This is a genomic window from Caballeronia sp. SEWSISQ10-4 2, from assembly GCF_030464885.1.
GTDB lineage: Bacteria > Pseudomonadota > Gammaproteobacteria > Burkholderiales > Burkholderiaceae > Caballeronia.
In genome coordinates this window covers 1-19311 of the sequence record NZ_JALPRJ010000117.1, presented here as the reverse complement: position 1 = coordinate 19311, position 19311 = coordinate 1, and the positions used below count along the sequence as shown (strand labels likewise).

At 61.1% G+C, this 19311-nt stretch carries 16 protein-coding genes; 3 read left to right on the top strand and 13 right to left on the bottom strand.

The annotated features are described in order from the left end of the window. Window positions 1-93: 93 nt before the first annotated feature. From M0D69_RS40000 to M0D69_RS39975, 6 genes are read right to left on the bottom strand one after another with little or no spacing between them, the layout of a single operon-like run. A complete protein-coding gene (locus M0D69_RS40000; RefSeq protein WP_301787328.1) occupies window positions 94-927 on the bottom strand; it encodes a phosphodiesterase in 834 nt (277 codons plus the stop codon). Window positions 928-976: 49 nt separating this feature from the next. Next, the gene (locus M0D69_RS39995; RefSeq protein WP_301787327.1) at window positions 977-2035 is read right to left on the bottom strand and encodes an ABC transporter ATP-binding protein; all 1059 of its coding nucleotides are present in this window, start codon (window positions 2033-2035) and stop codon (window positions 977-979) included. Beyond that, a complete protein-coding gene (locus M0D69_RS39990) occupies window positions 2032-2934 on the bottom strand; it encodes an ABC transporter permease (RefSeq protein ID WP_301787326.1) in 903 nt (300 codons plus the stop codon). The genes M0D69_RS39995 and M0D69_RS39990 overlap by 4 nt, the downstream gene beginning before the upstream one ends. 8 nt (window positions 2935-2942) lie before the next feature. Further along, window positions 2943-3767, bottom strand: a complete 825-nt coding sequence (locus M0D69_RS39985) for an ABC transporter permease (RefSeq protein WP_301787325.1) — start codon at window positions 3765-3767, stop codon at window positions 2943-2945. 18 nt (window positions 3768-3785) lie between these two features. Next, window positions 3786-4799 carry an ABC transporter substrate-binding protein gene (locus M0D69_RS39980; RefSeq protein WP_301787324.1) on the bottom strand — a complete coding sequence of 338 codons (1014 nt, stop codon included), beginning with the start codon at window positions 4797-4799 and terminating at the stop codon, window positions 3786-3788. After that, window positions 4796-5851 carry a substrate-binding domain-containing protein gene (locus M0D69_RS39975; protein ID WP_301787323.1) on the bottom strand — a complete coding sequence of 352 codons (1056 nt, stop codon included), beginning with the start codon at window positions 5849-5851 and terminating at the stop codon, window positions 4796-4798. The genes M0D69_RS39980 and M0D69_RS39975 overlap by 4 nt, the downstream gene beginning before the upstream one ends. Before the next feature lie 408 nt (window positions 5852-6259). On the opposite strand from M0D69_RS39975, the gene M0D69_RS39970 reads away from it, so the two are divergent. Both M0D69_RS39970 and M0D69_RS39965 read left to right on the top strand, forming a co-directional pair. Continuing rightward, window positions 6260-7945 (top strand): phospholipase C, encoded by a 1686-nt coding sequence (locus tag M0D69_RS39970; RefSeq protein ID WP_301787322.1) that lies wholly within the window; start codon window positions 6260-6262, stop codon window positions 7943-7945. A 116-nt stretch (window positions 7946-8061) separates the two neighbouring features. Beyond that, window positions 8062-9501, top strand: a complete 1440-nt coding sequence (locus M0D69_RS39965; protein WP_301787321.1) for a cytochrome-c peroxidase — start codon at window positions 8062-8064, stop codon at window positions 9499-9501. On the opposite strand, the gene M0D69_RS39960 is transcribed toward M0D69_RS39965, so the two are convergent. The 7 genes from M0D69_RS39960 to M0D69_RS39930 form a co-directional block, all read right to left on the bottom strand. Then, entirely contained in the window at window positions 9502-11460 is a 1959-nt protein-coding gene (locus M0D69_RS39960; RefSeq protein WP_301787320.1) for a PhoX family phosphatase, read from the bottom strand. 201 nt (window positions 11461-11661) lie between these two features. Next, window positions 11662-12696: an NAD(P)-dependent alcohol dehydrogenase gene (locus M0D69_RS39955; RefSeq protein ID WP_301787319.1), complete on the bottom strand. Its 1035-nt coding sequence runs from the start codon at window positions 12694-12696 to the stop codon at window positions 11662-11664. A 36-nt stretch (window positions 12697-12732) separates the two neighbouring features. Further along, window positions 12733-13485 (bottom strand): SDR family oxidoreductase, encoded by a 753-nt coding sequence (locus M0D69_RS39950; protein WP_301787318.1) that lies wholly within the window; start codon window positions 13483-13485, stop codon window positions 12733-12735. A gap of 7 nt (window positions 13486-13492) precedes the next feature. Further along, the gene (locus tag M0D69_RS39945) at window positions 13493-14485 is read right to left on the bottom strand and encodes a sugar-binding transcriptional regulator (RefSeq protein WP_301787317.1); all 993 of its coding nucleotides are present in this window, start codon (window positions 14483-14485) and stop codon (window positions 13493-13495) included. A 46-nt stretch (window positions 14486-14531) separates the two neighbouring features. Continuing rightward, window positions 14532-15383: a carbohydrate ABC transporter permease gene (locus M0D69_RS39940; RefSeq protein WP_367619829.1), complete on the bottom strand. Its 852-nt coding sequence runs from the start codon at window positions 15381-15383 to the stop codon at window positions 14532-14534. 29 nt (window positions 15384-15412) lie between these two features. Then, entirely contained in the window at window positions 15413-16357 is a 945-nt protein-coding gene (locus M0D69_RS39935; protein WP_301787315.1) for a carbohydrate ABC transporter permease, read from the bottom strand. A gap of 74 nt (window positions 16358-16431) precedes the next feature. Next, the gene (locus M0D69_RS39930) at window positions 16432-17784 is read right to left on the bottom strand and encodes a sugar ABC transporter substrate-binding protein (protein WP_301787314.1); all 1353 of its coding nucleotides are present in this window, start codon (window positions 17782-17784) and stop codon (window positions 16432-16434) included. 275 nt (window positions 17785-18059) lie between these two features. Between M0D69_RS39930 and M0D69_RS39925 the strand changes: the two genes are divergently transcribed. Then, on the top strand, window positions 18060-19184 hold the full coding sequence (locus M0D69_RS39925; RefSeq protein ID WP_301787313.1) for an ABC transporter ATP-binding protein: 1125 nt from the start codon (window positions 18060-18062) through the stop codon (window positions 19182-19184). Window positions 19185-19311: the final 127 nt, after the last annotated feature.

The following is a 19311-nucleotide window of genomic DNA, read 5'->3' as shown; positions in this document are numbered from 1 at the left end:
AAGGAGACTCGCAGATCGCGATTAAGTTGCATTATTTGTGACGCACCACACTAGCACCCCGCCCCACCCCCGATCAAGTGCGAACGAAACCTCTCAATCGACCAATTCCCCGTCGTCATCAAAAAACGGATACGGTCCGTCGAACTGCTCGACATATTCATGATGCGATACAAGCCCCACGCCCGCCGTCCAATAGTGCAGCGCGAACGCCCCCGGCTCAAGCACAAACGCCGACGGTGCATCGACATGCAAATCCAGCACCACCTGATGCGCAGTCGACGGCGCAATAGAAGCAATCGTCCCCGCGAACCGCTTATGCACCGGTCGATGCACATGTCCGCATAAAACCCGCTCCACATTCGGATACCGGGAAATCAGCGCCTCCAGCTTCGACGCGGCCTCCGCCTCAAGCGCCATGTCATCCATATGTCCGATACCAGTCGCAAACGGCGGATGATGCAAAGCGACAATCACCGGCCTGCCCTCTGCGGCGTCCAGTTGCCGCTCAAGCCACCCAAGACGCGCATCACATAACGTACCCGCGCTCTCCTTCGGCTTCTGCGAATCCAATGCAATGATCCGCGTATCGTGCAGATCGAACGCATACTGCACGAAGTCGCTACCCGTCCCACCTTCGTGCAAATAGTGAGCATCGAAAACCTCGCGTAACGCCGCGCGATCGTCGTGATTCCCCACCATCAGATACACCGGCATCTCCAGCGGCTTCAAACATGCCGCGAGATGCCGGTACTCTTCAGCGGTGCCGAAATCCACCAGATCGCCCGTCACCAGCACGGCATCGGGACGCGGACTCAGCGCGTTGAGCCGTTCGACACAAGCGCGCAGGCAAGCAGCGGTATCGACTTTTCTATACGCAAGCACACCGGGAAGCTTGATATGTAAATCGGTAATTTGAGCGAGCAGCATGGCATCTCCTTGTTGGCCTGAAGCGAACGCGAACGGAACACTACCGGGATCAGTGCAGTGCGACCCAACCCTCGTCGCGCACCGATATCCCCACGGCCGTTCCCTCCGCCAGTTCGACACGGCCCGGCACGTCGACGATCAACGCATCCGGCGCCGCATCCCTGATCCTCAAGCGGGTACGTTCACCCAAAAACAGCGCCGACTCCACCGCGCCGCGCAATTGCGCGGACTGCGGATCGACGAGCACAGCATCTTCCGGCCGGAAGAAAACTTCCGTCCGCGCACCGTCCCGAACACGCAATTGCGCGACCAGTCCCGTCACGCTAATCGTACCGCCAAGCGTCACGAACGCGTCATCGCGGCACTCACCCGCAACCCGGTTCAATGTACCGATGAATTGCGCAACCGCCCGGGTCGCCGGCTGGTAGTAAATCTCGCGCGGCGTGCCGCATTGCTCTATCCGCCCCGCGCTCATCACCACGATCCGGTCGGCAAGCGCCATCGCTTCAGCCTGATCGTGCGTGACGTAGATGCTGGTCACGCGAAGTTCGCGCAGCAACGCGTTCATCTCGGCACGCAAGGTTTCGCGCAGGCGGGCATCGAGTGCGGTCAGGGGTTCATCGAGCAACAGCACACGCGGCCTCGGCGCCAGCGCGCGAGCCAGTGCAACACGTTGCCGCTGACCACCCGACAACTCGGTGATCGGCTTGTCCGCATGCGCGGTCAGTTCGGTCATCTCCAGCAATTCATCTACCCGGCGACGCGCCGCCGACGCGTCGACTTTCTGGATCCGCAAGCCATACCCCACATTGCCACGTACCGTGAGATTGGGAAACAGCGCGTAATTCTGGAACACCATGCCGACCTGACGACGCTCGATGGGCAATGCCGTGACATCGTCGGCGCCGAAACTCACACGGCCGCCGGCATCGGGTTTTTCCAGCCCCGCGATCAGCCGCAGCGTGGTCGTCTTGCCGCAGCCGGACGGTCCGAGCAGCACCAGTGTTTCACCAGGTTCGATGCTGAGATCGACGGGTTCGAGCACACGCTGCCCGCGAAATGTTTTCGCGCAACGGCTGAGGGTGACGGGAACAGCTTCGAGTCTCATCGTACAGTCTCTACAGGTTGGGACGGTTGAGTGAGGGACTGCCCCGGCGTCCCGGATCGCAGCAACGCCCGCTTGCGTTTTGCTGGGGCGCGAGAACTCTGTGCACCGGCCGGATCGAAGCCTAGCCACTGCATCGCGATCAGCAAGGGCAGCGTCATCAGCAAGAAAAGTATGGTGTAGGCGCTGCCGACTTCGAGGCGCATGGACGCATACGCATCGGCAAGTCCGACCGGCAGTGTCTTGGTATCGGGCGTATGCAGCATCCATGTCAGGTTGAATTCGCCTATCGACAAAGTCAACACCGCGAGCGCACCGGCAACGATTCCGGGTCGCGCATTCGGTAACACGATCGTCAGGAAACGCTGCGTGAATGACGCGCCGAGACTCGCCGCACCCTCTTCCATGGTCCGCAGGTCGGTGCCTGCACAGACGGCGGCGACCGAGCGCACCATGAACGGCAAGGTGAAGACCACATGCCCGGCGACGATGAACCACATGCTCGAGCGAAACGCGCTCCAGCCGCCGTACACGGACAACAAGGCCAGTGCCGTAGCCAGTCCCGGCAACGCGATAGGCATCACCAGCAACTCTTCAACAAAACGCGCCCAGCGCGTAGCGCTGCGTGCCAGCGCATACGCTGCCGGCACACCTATCGCGAGCGTGATGACGAGCGTTGCGAGAGCGATCTCTATCGATAACCAGACGGAACCCTGGTACATCGCCCACACCTGCTCGAGCCACTTGAGCGTCAGCCCGCTCGACACGCCGCGGAAATAGTTGACGGTCAATCCAGCCATCACCGACATCACCACGGGCACCACCATGAACGCAACCAGCGCAAGCGTCAGGAGCAATTGCCCTGCAACCAGCAGCCGACGCGGCTTCAGGAACTCAGGCATCGGCGTCCTCATGCGGTGGCGGCGACAGTAGCGCCGGTAAGGCTTCGAGCGACTGCCAGCACTGCCCAGGTGACCAGGCCGAGCACGATCGACAACGCTGCCGCAGTCGCAAGATTCGCGTTCAGCGTGAACTCGGTGTAGATGGTCATCGGCAACACGTCGAGGTCAGTGGCCAGCGTGAACGCGGTGCCAAAAGCGCCCATCGCGGTGGCGAAACACACTGCGCCCGCTGCGATCAGCGCGGGCATCAAGGCTGGCATGACGACATCGACGAAGATGCGCCACGGCGATGCCCCCAGCGAGCGCGCCGCTTCTTCCAGCGACGTATCGAGCTTCGTTGCAGCCGCCATGACGGTAACGATCACGCGTGGAATCGAGAAATACAGATAGCCCAGGAACAAGCCGCTGAGCGAATAAGCGAACACCCAGCGGTCGCCCGTGAGCCGCGTTGAAATGGCGCCGATCAAACCTTGGCGCCCTGCCAGCATGATCACCATGAATCCCACCACCACGCCGGGAAACGCAAGCGGAAACGTCAGCAGCGCAACGAGCACGCGCTTGCCCGGCAACTCGCGACGCGCGAGAAACAAACCCGCGACCGTCGATAACACCAGCGTCGCCGCCGTCACCGCCAGCGACAACGCGACGGTCGCAAGCAAGCTATGCAGATAACGCGCGTTGGTCAGGACCTCGCGATACGCAGTGAACGCGTCCGGCACCGCACTGGCCTGCAGCAACGCGACCAGGGGCAGCAGCCAGAACGCGCAAAACACGGCAAGTGCCGGCGCCAGTAAAACGATCCGAGCGCGCGTGGAGAAGGTGGAATCTTGCATCGTAGGAAAGTTGGAAAATCAGTGCATGACGCGCAAATACTCTTCGCCGAACGCGCTCTGCTTGGCGGCCATCTTCGCGAAATCGACATCCTTGGCGCGCGCATATTCCGACGCAGGCAGGAACTTGGCTGCTACGTCAGACGGCAAGGTGCCGCCGCGAACCGGCCGCAAGAATGCGTTCGCCCACAGACGCTGACCTTCATCCGACAGCACGAAATCCAGTACCTTCTCGCCGTTCGCCTGATGCGGTGCGCCCTTCACAAGGCTCATCACATAGGGCACGACGATCGTGCCTTCCTTCGGAATCACGAACTCCACGTTCGCGTGATCCTTGTATTTCGCGCGATATGCGTCGAAGTCATAGTCGAGCAGGATCGGAATCTCGCCCGACATCACGCGTGCATATGCGGTCTGCTTCGGCACGATCGGCGCGTTGGCCTTCATCTTCGCGAACCAGTCGAGACCGGGTTTGAAGTTATCGAGCGAGCCACCTAGCGCCTGATTCACGGCCACTGCGCCCGCATAACCAACGAACGCCGACGACGGATCGAGGTAACCGACCATGCCCTTGTATTCCGGCTTCAGCAAGTCCGCCCACGAGCGCGGGACGGGCTTGCCGTCGAGTGCGTCCTTGTTCACGAAGAAGCCCAGCGTGCCGGAATGAATCGCGAACCAGTAGCCGTTGGGATCCTTCATGCCTGCAGGGATATCGTTCCAGTGCGCAGGTTTGTAGGGCTGCACCAGGTCCTTGTCCTTCGCCTGGAATGCCGATGAAACGCCGAGATACACCACGTCGGCAATCGGGCTCTTTTGCTCGGCCATCATCTGCGCAATGGCCTGGCCCGAGTTCTTGTTGTCGAACGGCACGCGGATGCCGGTCTGCTTCTGGATCGCTTCGATCTGACTCGCCCAGTCCGCCCATTCCGGCGGGCAGTTGTAGCAGATCGCAGTGCCATCGGCATTCGCCGCGCCGGCCGCGCAAAAGGTGGCCGTCGCTGCAAGCAGCGTGGCGAGGACATGACGGATTTTCATGCAGGATTCTCCGATACGAGGGAGGCCGTTCTGGCCGCAGGATCGATAAGGGGCGCAATGGTCGCGCCGGTTCGTACGCTATGAGGCAACTTGAACGGGATCGGGCCGGCGCTTGTGTCGCCGGGCAAACCGAGCCGGCTTGCCAGATGACGCCACGCACATCGCCCGATCTCGCGGTTCGGCGTGGCGACGCTGGAAAGTGCCGTCGACAGCCATTCGCCAAGCGGAATGCCGTCGAAGCCGAGCACCGAGATGTCGTGTGGCACGGACAATCCCGCATGCCGCAAACCGCGTATCACGATCATCGCCAGGCGGTCGTTGCTGCAGAAGAGCGCAGTGGGCCGGTGGGCGGGATCGGAGAGATGAGCAAGTAGCGACGGCGGCAAATCTTCCGCATTGAAATCGAGTTCGAGCGGCGCCTGGGGCATGAGGCCTGCGTCGAGCATGGCGTCTTCGTAGCCGCGATATCGCAGGCGCGCCCGGTCCGATTCCGCGAACGAACCCGCCAGCATCAGGATGCGCCGGTGACCGCGTCGCAACAGCGCGCACACGCCATCGCGCGCTGCCCGCCGGTTATCCACTGATACCGCCGCGCGATACGCCGTGTCGTTATGCGCGAGCACATAAGGCAAGCCGATGCGATCGAGTTCGTCCAGCAAGGGGTTGGATTCGGCGTCGGCCACCGTCGCGATCAGACCGTCCACGCGTTGCTCGCGCAAGGTCTCGATGGCGCGGCGCTCACGCGCGCTGTCATACGCGGTCGTCATCAGCATCAGGCGGTAATCGCTGGCGGAGGCGGCTTCATCGATACCTTGCAGCGATTCCGCGAAAACAGGATTGGCCAGTGTCGGCACGACCACGCCGACAAGCCGCGTCGCTACGCCGCGAAGCTGCCGGCCTCGCGCGCTTGGCATGAAGTCGAGCGCTTGGATCGACTCGCGCACCTTGGCGAGCGTCTCTGCGTTCAGCAATTGCGGTGCATTGAGCGCTCGCGACACGGTGGCTATCGACACACCTGAATGCGCGGCAACGTCCTTGATGGTGGAGTGCATGAGCAGTGGCAAGAGTGAGCTGAAAACTGAGCTGAAAACGTTTACAGACCCGATTATCGAAAGGCTGTGTGACGTGCGCGTGAAATCACGCGACTCATTGCCCGAGCGCCACGTTGTGTGATCGGTGCGACTCTTTTAGGACGCTTCAAAAACGCCTCGCCATCAAGCGATCGAGCAATCAACTAACGCATATCCCCTGTCGCAGGGTTGATCGACGTCTTTCCTTACCAACTCTTTCTGTCTGTTATTTCCACGTAACCCCAGCGAAAGCAGACCGTCTTTTAGGGTTCATACGTAAGTGTTCCAATGCGGACGGATCCAAAGAAGGCCTTCAATAGTCCGCACCCGTCCCCCAAAAGGCCACGCGGCCACACGAGCACTGCCACAACGACATCGGGAGCTTCACACATGTTTCGTCGAGCCTTAATGGTTGGCGTACCCACTGCAGCAATGGCTATCGGCCTATATGCCTGCGGCGGTGGCAACACCAGCAGCAGCAGTTCGTCGCAATCTATCCAGAACCGGACGGCGACTGCCACCCCCATCAAGCACGTAGTCGTGATCTATAACGAGAACGTCTCGTTCGATCACTACTTCGCCACCTACCCGAACGCAGCGAACCCGTCAGGCGAACCGGCATTCACGGCCGCATCGGGCACGCCGTCGGTAAACGGTCTTAGCGGCACGTTGCTGACCGCCAACCCCAACTTCACGAACACGGCCAACGGTACTGGAGCCGCCAATCCGTTCCGCCTGGACCGGACGCAAGCCGCGACCGCCGACCAGAACCACGCGTACACGGCCGAGCAACAAGCCTATGACAACGGCGCAGCCGACCTGTTTCCGAAGTTCACGGGTAAGGGCACGGCAGGCGGCGCAGGTGCATTCGGTACCGCGGGCCAGGTAATGGGTTACTACGACGGCAACACGGTCGGCGCCCTGTGGAACTATGCACAGAAGTTCGCGATGAGCGACAACGCGTACACGGATACATACGGTCCGTCGACGCCGGGCGCACTTGAAGCCGTGTCGGGCCAGACCAACGGCATGCTGGTGGTCAAGGCCAGCAAGGGCCCGGTCAGCGCGACGAACACGGGGTCGTACTACGTCAATGACGGCCAGGGCGGCTTCACGATGATCAACGACGTCGATCCGGCCAACGATACCTGCTCGAGCACGACGGACACCGCGTTGATGGCCGGCAAGAACATCGGCGACCTGCTGAACATAAGCGGCATCACGTGGGGCGGCTTCATGGGCGGTTTCAACCTCTCGACCACCAACAGCAACGGCACCACGGGTTGCAAGCGCAGCACTTTGTCGCCGGTGGTCGGCCAGTCGACAGCCGACTACATCCCGCACCACAACTGGTTCCAGTACTTCGCATCGACGGCCAATCCGACGCATGCGCGCCCGAGCTCCATTGCGGCCATCGGCTCGTCGCTCGAGACGGACGGCAAGACGGCGGAACCGGCGAACCATCAGTACGACACCGACGACTTCTTCGCGAGTGTCAAGGCGGGCAACTATCCGTCCGTCAGCTTCATCAAGGCGCCGGCGTTCCAGGATGGACACGCAGGTTATTCGGATCCGCTCGACGAACAGGCCTTCACGTCGAAGATCGTCAACTTCCTGCAGCAGCAGCCGGACTGGAGCAGCACCGCTGTGATCGTGGCATGGGATGACTCGGACGGCTGGTACGACCATGCGTATGCAGTACCGACCTCCGCTTCGTTCGACGCCATCGCCGACCAGGTGAACGGTGCCGGCAAGTGCGGTACGGGTACTGCGCCGCTGGGCGTGAACGGTGCGCCGGTGAATGGCCGCTGCGGTCCGGGCACCCGTATTCCGTTCGTCGTGATCTCGCCGTGGGCCAAGGTCAACTTCGTCGATCACACGGCAATCAGCCAGGCATCGATTGCTCGCTTCATTGAAGATAACTGGCTCGCCAGCCATCGCCTCGGCGGCGGTTCGTTCGACGCCACGGCAGGCAGCATCATGAACATGTTCAACTTCAGCGGCGCGGGTAACAACTCGACGTTGTTCATCGATTCGACTCTGGGTACGCCGGTCGCATCGGTTCCTACCATCTGATTGTTGCCTGAACGTTCGCGTCGGATCACTGACGCGAACGGAAGTGTTCTTGTCGCGTCGCCGGTCAAGCAATTGGCCGGCGGCGTTTTTTCAATTTTGCTTCGATCCCGGTCTCCATGTCGCACACCGTCACCCCCTCGGCACCGCCCACCGCCGGCCAAAAGCCTCGCCTCGCTCGCCCGAAAACCATCCTGCTCGGATGCCTCGCCACGCTGATCATTGCCGCCGTGGCGTTTTGCCTTTGGGCCGTGGCCTTTCCGTCGCAGGCGCCGGCCCGCGTGGGTGCAATCGTGGAAGACCTGACGGGTGCCAATCCGAATCCGGTGACGCTCAACCGTCCGCCGGTCGCGCCATTGAGCGCGGTCGCGCTACTCGGCCAGAAGATGTTCTTCGACAAGTCGCTGTCCGCATCCGGGCTTCAGTCGTGTGCGTCCTGCCACAGCCCGGACCATTCCTACGGGCCACCGAACAAACTCTCCGTGCAGTTGGGCGGCCCGCACATGACGCTGCAAGGCTACCGTCCGCCGCCTTCGCTGATGTACTTGTATCTTCAGCCTCACTTCAGCATCGGACCCGATGCTGGCGAAGCCGAAGCGCCGCCCGATCTCGCCGCACTAGCCGCACTAGCCGCGCAATCCGCCGGCACGGCCAAGGCGCAAAAGAACGCGGGTGTCGCGCCCGCTGCGCCGGCCATGGTGCCGCAAGGCGGTTTCTTCTGGGACGGCCGCGCCGATACGCTGCAAGCGCAAGCGTCCGGCCCCATGTTCAATCCGGTGGAAATGGCCAACACGAGCGAGGCGGACGTCGTGGCCAAATTGCGGCGCGCAGCTTATAAGAGCGACTTTACGAAACTGTTCGGCCCGCACGTTTTCGAGAGCACGGACCTCACCATGTCCGAGGCCATGTTCGCGATTGCCCGCTACCAGGTCGAAGAACAATCGTTCCATCCTTACTCGAGCAAGTACGACAACTGGCTCGAAGGCAAGGCGCGTTTGTCGCAAGCGGAGCTGCACGGCTTGCGCCTTTTCAACGATCCCGACAAGGCCAACTGCGCCGGCTGCCACTTGTCCAAACCGACTTCCGACGGCGTGCCGCCGATGTTCACCGACTACCAGTACGAAGCGCTCGGCGTACCGCGTAACAACACGCTTGCAACCAACCGCGATCCGAAGTTCTACGACATGGGCGTATGCGGCCCGTTCCGCAGCGACATAAAGGACCAGACGCAGTACTGCGGCATGTTCCTCACGCCGACGCTGCGCAACACCGCCACGCGCCAGGTGTTCTTCCACAACGGCGTCTACCATTCGCTCGACGACGTCATGGCGTTCTACAACGAGCGCAATACCGCGCCGGAAAAGTTCTATCCGAAGGGCGCCGACGGCAAGGTCAACAAGTACGACGATCTGCCGGCGCAGTTCCACGCGAACATCGACGTGACCGATGCGCCGTTCGATCGCAAGTTCGGCGACAAGCCCGCGATGACGGATCAGGAGATGAAGGACATCATCGCGTTCCTGCACACCCTGACCGATGGTTATAACAAGGGGACGTGATCAGCTTTTTACAAGCTTGATGCCGGAGGCGTCCGCGGTCAGGTAACCGACCGTGGCGCCGAAGCGGTCCTTGTAGTTGGCCCGCACGAGCGGGTCCAGCACGGCCTTCACTTTGTCGTGGACCGGGCTTTCCCAGTCGCCGGCGTGCTGGAAGTTGCTCATGATGTAGGTCCAGCCGTTGATCTCGTCCACGGCATGAAGGCCCGTAGATTCCGCACCCGCCGGACACGACAGCACCCGTGACAGGGTCTTCGTGTCCACGTTGTAGGCCCACAGGAAGTTGTTCACGTGCATGCTTGTATCCTCGCCGATAAAGAGCGTGCGCAATTTCTCCGAGAACTTCACGTTGTCCGGATTGGAGACCTTGGCCGGGTTGGCGGTATTGCCGAGCGTGTCGGGCGTTGCCAGGTCTTCGCCCACCAGCGCTGCGGGTGCGGCCATGTCGACCGGCACCCAGTCGCTGTTGATCGCAGCGCCGCTCGTGTCCCTCTGCCCTGCTTTCAGGTTCAACGCGTAGACCGCACCCGCGCTGATGGTTTTGTCGACAGCAACATCGGTCGATGCCGCGTTGCCCTTCACCATCGACTTTTCGACGCGTGACATGGCGGTGTAGACGATCTTGTCCTGTGCGTTGATCGTCGTGCCTTCGAGCTTTGTAAAGCCCATGCTCCCGCCGACAAGCGCCGCATAACGATGGGTCTCCAGGAACGCCGCAGCCGTTTCCATGCCCGGCTTGATGCGGATCCAGTTGAACGTGCCGTTGAAATTGATCTTCGTGAAGCTGGTGTCGAGCGGGTCCTTGGTGACCACGTCCATGATGTCCGACGCCTTGAGCTTCACCGCCATGGCTTCGATCTCGGCACTCGTCGCACTGCCGATTTTTATCCACGTGAGGTTGGCCGAGCCCGCACCCGCCGACGATGTCTGCGCCCACTTCGCCACGTACAGCGTCCCCGACGACAAGTCCTCCGCACGATCCGCGATGAACATGAAGAGGCCGCCGTTGGTCGCGTCGTCGCCCATCATCACCGTGCGCTTGTCAGGCATCACCTGAACGAGTTCGTGCGAGATGCGGCCGAGGCAGTAATGCTTCTTGATCGTGCCGGTGCCGTCGGGGTTCACCGTCACTTCGGGGAGGTGACCATAGTTGTAGGGATTCGCGCGGCTCGCGTCACCATAGAGGCTGGTGCTGAACGCCTTGAACTGGCTGTTGGACGCAATGGTCGTTGCGTCCGGCTCATACTCTTCGCTCGACAGGTGCGTATTCCACGGCGACAAGCTCGCGCCGCACGTGATCCACAGCCCGTTCGCCTTCGACGTATCCACGTTGTGATACTTCACGAGCGTGAGCTTGCCGGTGGCCTGATCCTGATCGAGCGTAAGCACCGCAATAGGCGAAGGCAACTGTCCATACGCCGACACAAGACTCTGGTCACGCGTCGCGTATTCGAACTGCACGACTGCGAACACCGCACGGCCCTTGATACCGGAGACCCTGGGTTTATCGAGGGAAAGCAGCGACGTACCGTCCGGGCAATCGGAGAAAAACTGGCGCTCTTTGCCGGCCACGGATTTGTCGATGATCGGCTGGTTGTTGATGTCGTAATAACCGCCGGCGAGCGTTGTGCCGCCGCTGCCGTTCGGAACCATGTCACCCGTTACGAAGAACGGCTGGTAAGCGAGCCTGTAGGTTTGCGTGGTGCCGTCGCTGTAGGTGACGGTGAGCGTCGAGCCGACCGTGGTGGTCGCCATGGCGGCAGGGTCGGCGAGCGACGGCGCGGCCATCGAGGCGAAGTTGGCGGACTTGAACGATGCCGATGTTCCCGGTGCGGCAGTCGCGCTGTCGCCGCCGCAGCCTGCCAGAAGTGTCGAGACGGAGAACGCGCCCAAGGGCAGCATGGGCGCGCCCACGAGCAGTTTGAGGGCTTTACGGCGCGATACGTTGGGCTGCTCTTGCATGTCTTCTGGTCCGATTTCTGTTGGGCGGGGGCCAGCGCACCCTGTCACTCAAACGCCTGAGCGCGTGAACCTTGGGTACGCGATGAAGGCGAAGTGTAAGTTTCATTAATGAAAGCTATATGACAGTTATTGGTAATAATTACGGAAGAATTTGGGCATCATGGTGGACGCGAAGATCCCTTGCCCGAGCGATGCGCCTGACTATTCCAGAACGATCTGGACCTTGACGTCGGTGGGGTTGCCGCTGGCGGCTTCTTCGAACGCCTTGATGCCGTCAGCGAATGCAAACGAGCGCGAGATGAACGGCTTGACGTCGAGCCGGCCCGATGCGATCAACTGGATCGCACGCGGGAACATGTTGGCGTAGCGAAACACCGACTCGATCCGCACTTCCTTGACCTGCACCGCGACAATGTCGATAGGCACCGCTTTCTGCGGCATCCCCACGAGGACGAGGCAACCGCCCGGACACAGCAAGTCGACAATGCCGTCGAACGCTTTTTCATTGCCGCTGGCTTCGAACACGACATTCGCACCCCATCCGTCGGTGAGTTCCGACACCACGTCCTGCACGCGTCGATCGCGAATGTTGACTGCGATCACGCCCTGCACGCCGCCGATCAACGCGAGCTTTTCCGGCACGAGATCGCACACGATAGCGCGGCTGCAACCGCCCGCGAGCGCCGCCAGCGCGCACATCATACCAATCGTGCCGGCGCCGAGAATAACGGCTACATCCCCCGGTTTAATCGCTGCCTTCGTCGCCGCCTGCATGCCGATAGCCAGCGGTTCGACAATTGCGCCTTCCGCAAAACTCACGTTATCGGGCAGCTTGAACGTGAACGCCGCCGGGTGCACGACGAACGGCGTCAGGCAACCATGCACCGGCGGCGTGGCCCAGAAACGCACGCTGGGATCGAGGTTGTACATACCCTCGCGCGACGCGCGTGACTCCATGTCAGGCACGCCAGGCTCCATGCAGACGCGATCGCCGACTTTCAGATGCTTCACTTCGTCGCCGGTCTGAATCACGGTTCCCGCCGCTTCGTGACCCAGGACCATCGGCTCGTTGACAACGAACGGCCCGATCCGGCCGTGCTGATAATAGTGAATGTCGCTGCCGCAAATACCGACCGTATTGATGCGAATGCGTACGTCGCGCGCACCGACCACTTGCGGCAAGGTGAACGGGCGCAAGCTGATGCGGCGCGCTTCTTCGAGAACCAGTGCTTCCATGATTGAAGCCCTCTGCTATGAGTAAGAGTAGTGAATTCAGCCGGCCTGGAAACCGCCGTCTACAGCAAGGCTTACGCCGTTGACCATGCTCGAATCGCTGCTGAGCAGGTACGCGATCGCGCGTGCCACTTCGTCGGGTTGCACGAATCGTTGCAAGGGAATGCGGGCGAGCATGGGCCCGGATTTCGCGGGTTCGCTCCAGACTTTCTCCGCCATCGGCGTCATCGTGACTACGGGATTGACCGTGTTGACGCGAATGCCGTGCACACCGAGTTCAACCGCCATGACGCGGGTCATCGCGTCGAGCGCAGCCTTCGACGCGCAATACGCCGCGTGCAAGGGCGTACCGACCTGCGCGGCCATGCTGGACACATTGACAATCGCACCGCCCTCGCCGCGCGCAATCATGCTCCGCGCACATTCCTGCGCGACGATCATCGCGGCGCGTACGTTCACGGCCATAGTGAGATCGAAGGAATCGATGGAAGTATCGAGAAACGGCTCCAGCTCCACGATGCCCGCGCAGTTCACCAGCAGATCGACCGGCTGCGCCTGGAGTGCTTGCTGTACCGCTGCGAGCGTGGCGGTGGCATCGGCGAGATTAATGGCGATCGTCGTGCAAGGGATCGTGTGGCTCAATGCGTCCAGATCCGATTGAGACCGGCTCAGCGCAATGACATGTGCGCCACGCTCGGCCATGAGGATCGCGGTCGCGTAGCCTATGCCCTTGCCCGCACCGGTAACCAGCACTGTCTTGCCGGCGAACTCGCGATTGCGGTCTACGTTCATCGTTGTCTCACGGTTCGTTGCAGAGACGTTGCGCGGTGTCTTCGTCGGTGACCAGCACCGACGGATAACGCCCGCGCAACGCCGCCCGCGTCACGACAAATTTCTTCGCACCGCCGCTCACCAGCACCACGCGGCGAATCTTGCGCAGGTCGTCCAGCGTAATCGCCACGGTACGGCGATTCAGCGGGTGATCGATCGCCTCGCCGTCGGCGTCCATGAAGTGCCCGAGCATGTCGCCCACTGCTCCCGCTTTCTCGAGCGCACGCACTTGCTCCGCGTCGCTGATGCCATAGGTCACCACCAGCGACTCCGTCAGATCTCCGCACGTCAGCAACGCAAGATCGGACTGGCGCGCGCGTTCGTAGGTCTCGCGAACCGCGTCTTCCTGCAGCAGCATGTCGCGCACTTTCTGACTGCTCACGTAGATCGGTGCGGCGAACAAGAAACCATCGGCCTGACACAGATTGGCAAAGTCGGACACGATGTCGAAGGTATTGATGCTCGGGCAATGCGACAACCCGCCCTGCAACGACACCGCCGATACCGGTCCATACGCGCGCTGCGGCAACGCCCGCAACACGGCGCGAATGGTGCGTCCCCAACCCAGCCCGATGGTCTGCCCCGCCTCGATCTGCCGCGACAGATAATTCGCCGCGCCAATGCCGAGCGCGGCCATGTTGGCGTCGGTGTCGGCGCCCGTCGGCACGACCACCGCGGCTTCCAGGCCGAAGCGTTTCGTCAGCGCTTCTTCCAGCGCTACGCACGGCGCAAGCCGGTTGTTGATGGTGATCTGCACCATCCCGGATTCACGGCTTGCGGCGAGCAGCCGGTTCACCCGCACCCGGTTGCTGCCAATACGTTGCGCGATCTCCTGCTGCGTGAGGTTACCGACGTAGTAGTGCCAGGCCACACGCGCCTGCAACTCCTCCTCGGGATCGACGGACGAATCCATTGAAGATTCAGCAAGCGGAGGAACGGCGGGCGGCGCGGGTTTATTCATGACCTTCATCAGATTCGGTTGGGACGCACGGATCTTAATTCACCCGTCATTTCACCGCGCCCATGGTGAGTCCCTGCACAAGCCGGCCCGACACCGCCAGCGCGAACACGACCATTGGGAGCACGATCAGCGTACCTGTAGCCATGATTTCGCCCCACGGCAGTTCATACCCGCTCATGTAGCTGGTCGCGGCAACGGGCGAGGTGATGGCGTCGGTGCGCGTGAGGACCAGCGCATACAGCAGGTCGTTCCACGAAAAGATGAACGCGAAGATGGCGGAGACGACAATGCCCGGCATCGCCAGCGGCAGATTGATACGCCAGAAAATGCGCCATGGCGATGCGCCGTCCAGACGCGCGGCTTCATCGAGTTCGACCGGGATGTTGCGGAATTGATCGGTGCAGATCCATACGACAATGGGCAGCGAGAACGTCAAATACAGCAGGATCAGCACGATGTGCGTATCGACAATATCCAGCTTGGTGGCAATCAGGAAAAACGGCACCGCGAGCACAACGGGACTCACCATCCGGTTCGAGATGAACCAGAACCAGAGATCCTCCTTGCCACGAAACTCGAAGCGCGCAAGCGCGTAAGCGGCGGGCGTGCCGAGCAGGATCGAAAAGAAGGTCGTGCTGCTCGCCACGATCAGCGAGTTCAACAAGCTTTGCGCCACGTCGTGCTCGAACAGCGCGTCGGTGTAGTGGGCGAGCGTCGGCGTGAAGAACCACACAGGTGGCACGGCAAGCGCGTCGGCCTGGCTCTTGAGGCTGGTCGTGACCATCCAGTAGAACGGAAACACGGACGTGAGAAACACAATCAGCAGGCCGATGAAATGCCAGACCGTGGCACGCCGCCGCGCGTTCCTTGCACGACGGGCACGTGGCGATAACGGCATGGCAACAGCGCTGGTACCGGTTGATGTGCTCACACGGCCTCCCGATAAACAAAACGAATGTAGAGACGCGACAACACGATCGTAAGGATCAGCAGCAGAACCGCCTGAGCGGACGCCATGCCTTGATCGAAGAGACGGAACGCGACGCGCTGGATGTAGATGCTGACGAATTCAGTCGCCGTGCCGGGACCGCCGCGGGTCATGGTGAACACCGCGTCGAACATCTTGAGCATGTCGGCTGAACGCAAGATCAGGATGGCAGTGAGCCCCGGCAACAAATACGGCCGCTGCAGATGCCACAGGATCTTGCTCCACTTCGGCGTCTCCAGGCGCGCGGCTTCCTCGGCTTCCTTCGGCACCATCGCGAGGCCGGCCAGCAGGATTAGCGCGCAGAACGGCGTCCATTGCCATATGTCCATGATCATCACGGAGATGAACGCGAGCGTGGGGTCCGCCAGCCAGTCGAGCGGCGGAATGCCGAACAGGCTCAGCAGATAGTTGACCACCCCGAACTGGCGGTTGAAAATCAGCCGGCCGATCAGGCCGACCACGGCATAGGTCGTCGCCATGGGAATGACCAGGCCTACCCGGGCCGCGACACGAAGCCACGGCAACGCCGTGCGGTGCAGCATCAGCGCGGCGAACAAACCGAACGCGATCTCGATCGGCAAGGTCAGGCACAGGAACGCCACCGTGCGGCCGAGTGCGCCCCAGAACGAGGGATCGGTGAGCGTGGCAATGTAGTTATCGAGCCCGACAAACGGCGTGCCCGCAGCGAGATCGGCCAGCTTGTACTGATGAAACGAGTTGTAGACCGCGAGCAGCAGCGGATAGATGCCGATGATCGCCAGCGCCGCGACAGCGGGGAATAGAAACCAGAACGCGGGCGAACGCGGCATGAAGCGAAAGCGTGCGCGCGGCCGCGGCCGCGGCCGCATTGCACCAGTCGCTGGAGGAACCGTGGTCTTGAGCATGAACATCTCCGCGGGGATGCCTTATCTGTGAGCGCAGCGAGGCGCTTGGCTTAATGCGCCTCGCTGCGCCGGCCTTACTTGAGCAAAGGCTTCTTGCTGTCGTAATAACCCGCCTTCTTCAGGATCTCTTCCGTCTTGTCGCCGATCGTCTTGGCACCGTCTTTCACGGTGACTTGACCGAGCATGATCTTGCTGCCCCACTCGCCGATCACCTCCGACACCGCCGGCCATTCCGGGAAACGCGGCCGGTAGTCAGGCACGCCGCCCTGCCACGATTCCACCATCGGCTTCACGAACGGATACTTGTCCTGGATCGCCGCGTCCTTGTACACCGCCATGCGGCCACTGACACCGCCCGCATCCAGATACGGCTTCGCCATCGCCTCGGACGTGATCCACTGGATAAAGAGCCACGACGCCGCTTGCTTCTTCGCGTTCGACTTCGCATTCACGGCCAGCGAGAACCCGCCGAGCGCAGGTTTCAGTCCTGCGGGCCCCTTCGGTTCGGTCGTGATCGCGAGACAGTTGCCGATCTTCGACTTGCTCGGGTCCGTGAGCGTCGGATAGAACGCCGACCACTCGGTAATCATCGCGACCTGCCCTTGCGCGAGTGCGTTGACGGCCTCCGCATGGTCATAGTCGACGATGCCCGGCGGCATGTATTTCATCAGCTTCTGCCGGTATTCAAGGCCCGCCTGCGATTGCGGCGACATCAGGTTCGACTTGAATTTCGCATCGAGAAGCGAGCCGCCGTTCGGCCAGAGCACACGCATGAAGCTATCGGCGGATTGGGTTTCTCCACGGCGTGACTGCAGCGCAAACGCGAACTGGTTCTTGTCAGGCTTGGTCAGTTTCGGCGCATAGACGTTGAGCAGTTCGTCCCAGGTCTTCGGCGGTTCGCTAAACCCTGCGTCCTTCAACATGCATTTGTTGTAGAACATCAGGCCCGAGTAGTTATCGAAGGGCAGGCCGTAGGTGGTCTTGTCCCAGGTGCCGAACGAGTCGAGCAGGATCGGGAAAAAGCCCGGCAGGTTGAGATTCGGATCGGCGAGCTTGGGGTTGTCGGTGAAGGTCTTGATCGGCACGAGCCACTTGTTGCTCGCAAATTCACCGATCCACACCACGTCTACCAGCACGACGTCCTGATCGCCGCCGCCCACGAAGTTGAGCACCTGCTTTTCACGGGTGTTCTCGTACGGAATCACTTCCGTACGCACCTTGATGCCGGTCTCTTTCTCGAATTGTGGAATCAGTGCCGAGGCCGCCTTGTAGCCGGGCCGGTCGAGGAAAATGGCCTTGATGGTGGTACCCGAATACGGCTCGGCCGCTTCTTTCAGCGTCCAGGCGGACGCATTCGATACCGCGAGCAAGGATGCCGTAACGCTCAGCACCGCAAACGCAGCGGCCTGCGTGTAACGCTTTTTCATTGCCTGTCTCCTGGGAAGTTCTTTTTAAAATTGCCCAATTACGATCAAGGCCGGCTGAGCTGCTCAAGCGACTCCTTGCGGCCACGTTCACTCGTTTCCACCGATTCCGTTTCACTTGTAATTTCAGTTTTACAATTGTATATTTGGACGCGAACAGGTTGTCAAGAACAAATTCGCTAAGGCGTTGCATGCTGCGTCGCAAGGCAAAAGCGCATATCAACGCCCGTTCCATTGTTCTCGCCGATCCACGGCGCGAGCATCTGCAGGAGACACGCATGAGTGCAGTTCAATTGCATCAGATCCGCAAGGCGTTTGCCGGTACGGAGGTGTTGAAGAGCGTGGACATCGCCGTGACCGACCGGGAATTCATGGTGTTTGTCGGGCCTTCGGGCTGCGGTAAGTCCACGTTGCTACGCACCATTGCCGGTTTGGAACGCAGCGACTCGGGACAAGTACTGATCGGCGGTGAAGACGTGACGGACCTGGAGCCGTCGCAACGAGGCGTGGCCATGGTGTTCCAGTCGTATGCGCTGTATCCGCACATGTCGGTCTACGAGAACATTGCGTTCGGGCTGCGGATGATCAAACTGCCCGAAGCGCAGATCAAGGAACGCGTGCAACGCGCCGCGCAGATCCTGCAGATCGAACAGTTGCTTGAACGCAAGCCGCGCGCGCTGTCCGGCGGACAGCGGCAGCGGGTTGCGATCGGACGGTCGATCGTGCGTGAACCGAAGGTGTTTCTCTTCGACGAACCCCTCTCCAATCTTGACGCCGCGTTACGCGTGCAGATGCGCCTCGAGCTCATCAAGCTGCACAAGCAGCTCAACGCGACCATGATCTACGTCACGCACGACCAGACGGAAGCCATGACCATGGCGGATCGTATTGTTGTGTTGAATCACGGCAAGGTCGAACAGATCGGCTCACCCCTTGAGCTTTATAGAACCCCGGTGAATCGCTTTGTCGCGGGTTTCATCGGTTCGCCCAAGATGAATTTCCTTCCTGTCACCGTGCAGCGCGCGGATGCGGCCGGAGTGATAATCGGCTTGCCCGGCGGCGCACCGATCACGCTGCCGTTCAGTGCGGATGGCGTGAAAGTCGGCGATAAACTGACCTTCGGCATCCGTCCCGAACATCTGGCGGAGTCGGCCGCGAGCGGTGCGGACGGGAAGTTGTCGGGGAAGATCATGGTCGTCGAACATCTCGGCGGCGAGACGCTGCTGCATGTGAATCTTGATGGGGATGCGCTGATCCAGGTGAAAGGATCGGGGGAATCGACGGCGGTCGATGGGCAATCCATCGATGCCGGTTTTGGTGTGCGGCATGCGCATCTGTTCCGTGAAAATGGGGAAGCGTTGAAGCGCCTGCAAACGGTGGCGGCGAGCGCAGCGACGGCATGAAGGGTCGTTCGCACTCGGTCCGGGGGGGCCGGGTTGGTGCTTTCAGTGTTAGTGGTCTGCGTGAGTTAGCTGATTTTTTATCACTATTAGCCACTGTGCGTGGCGGCACGTCATTTCCAAAGCGACA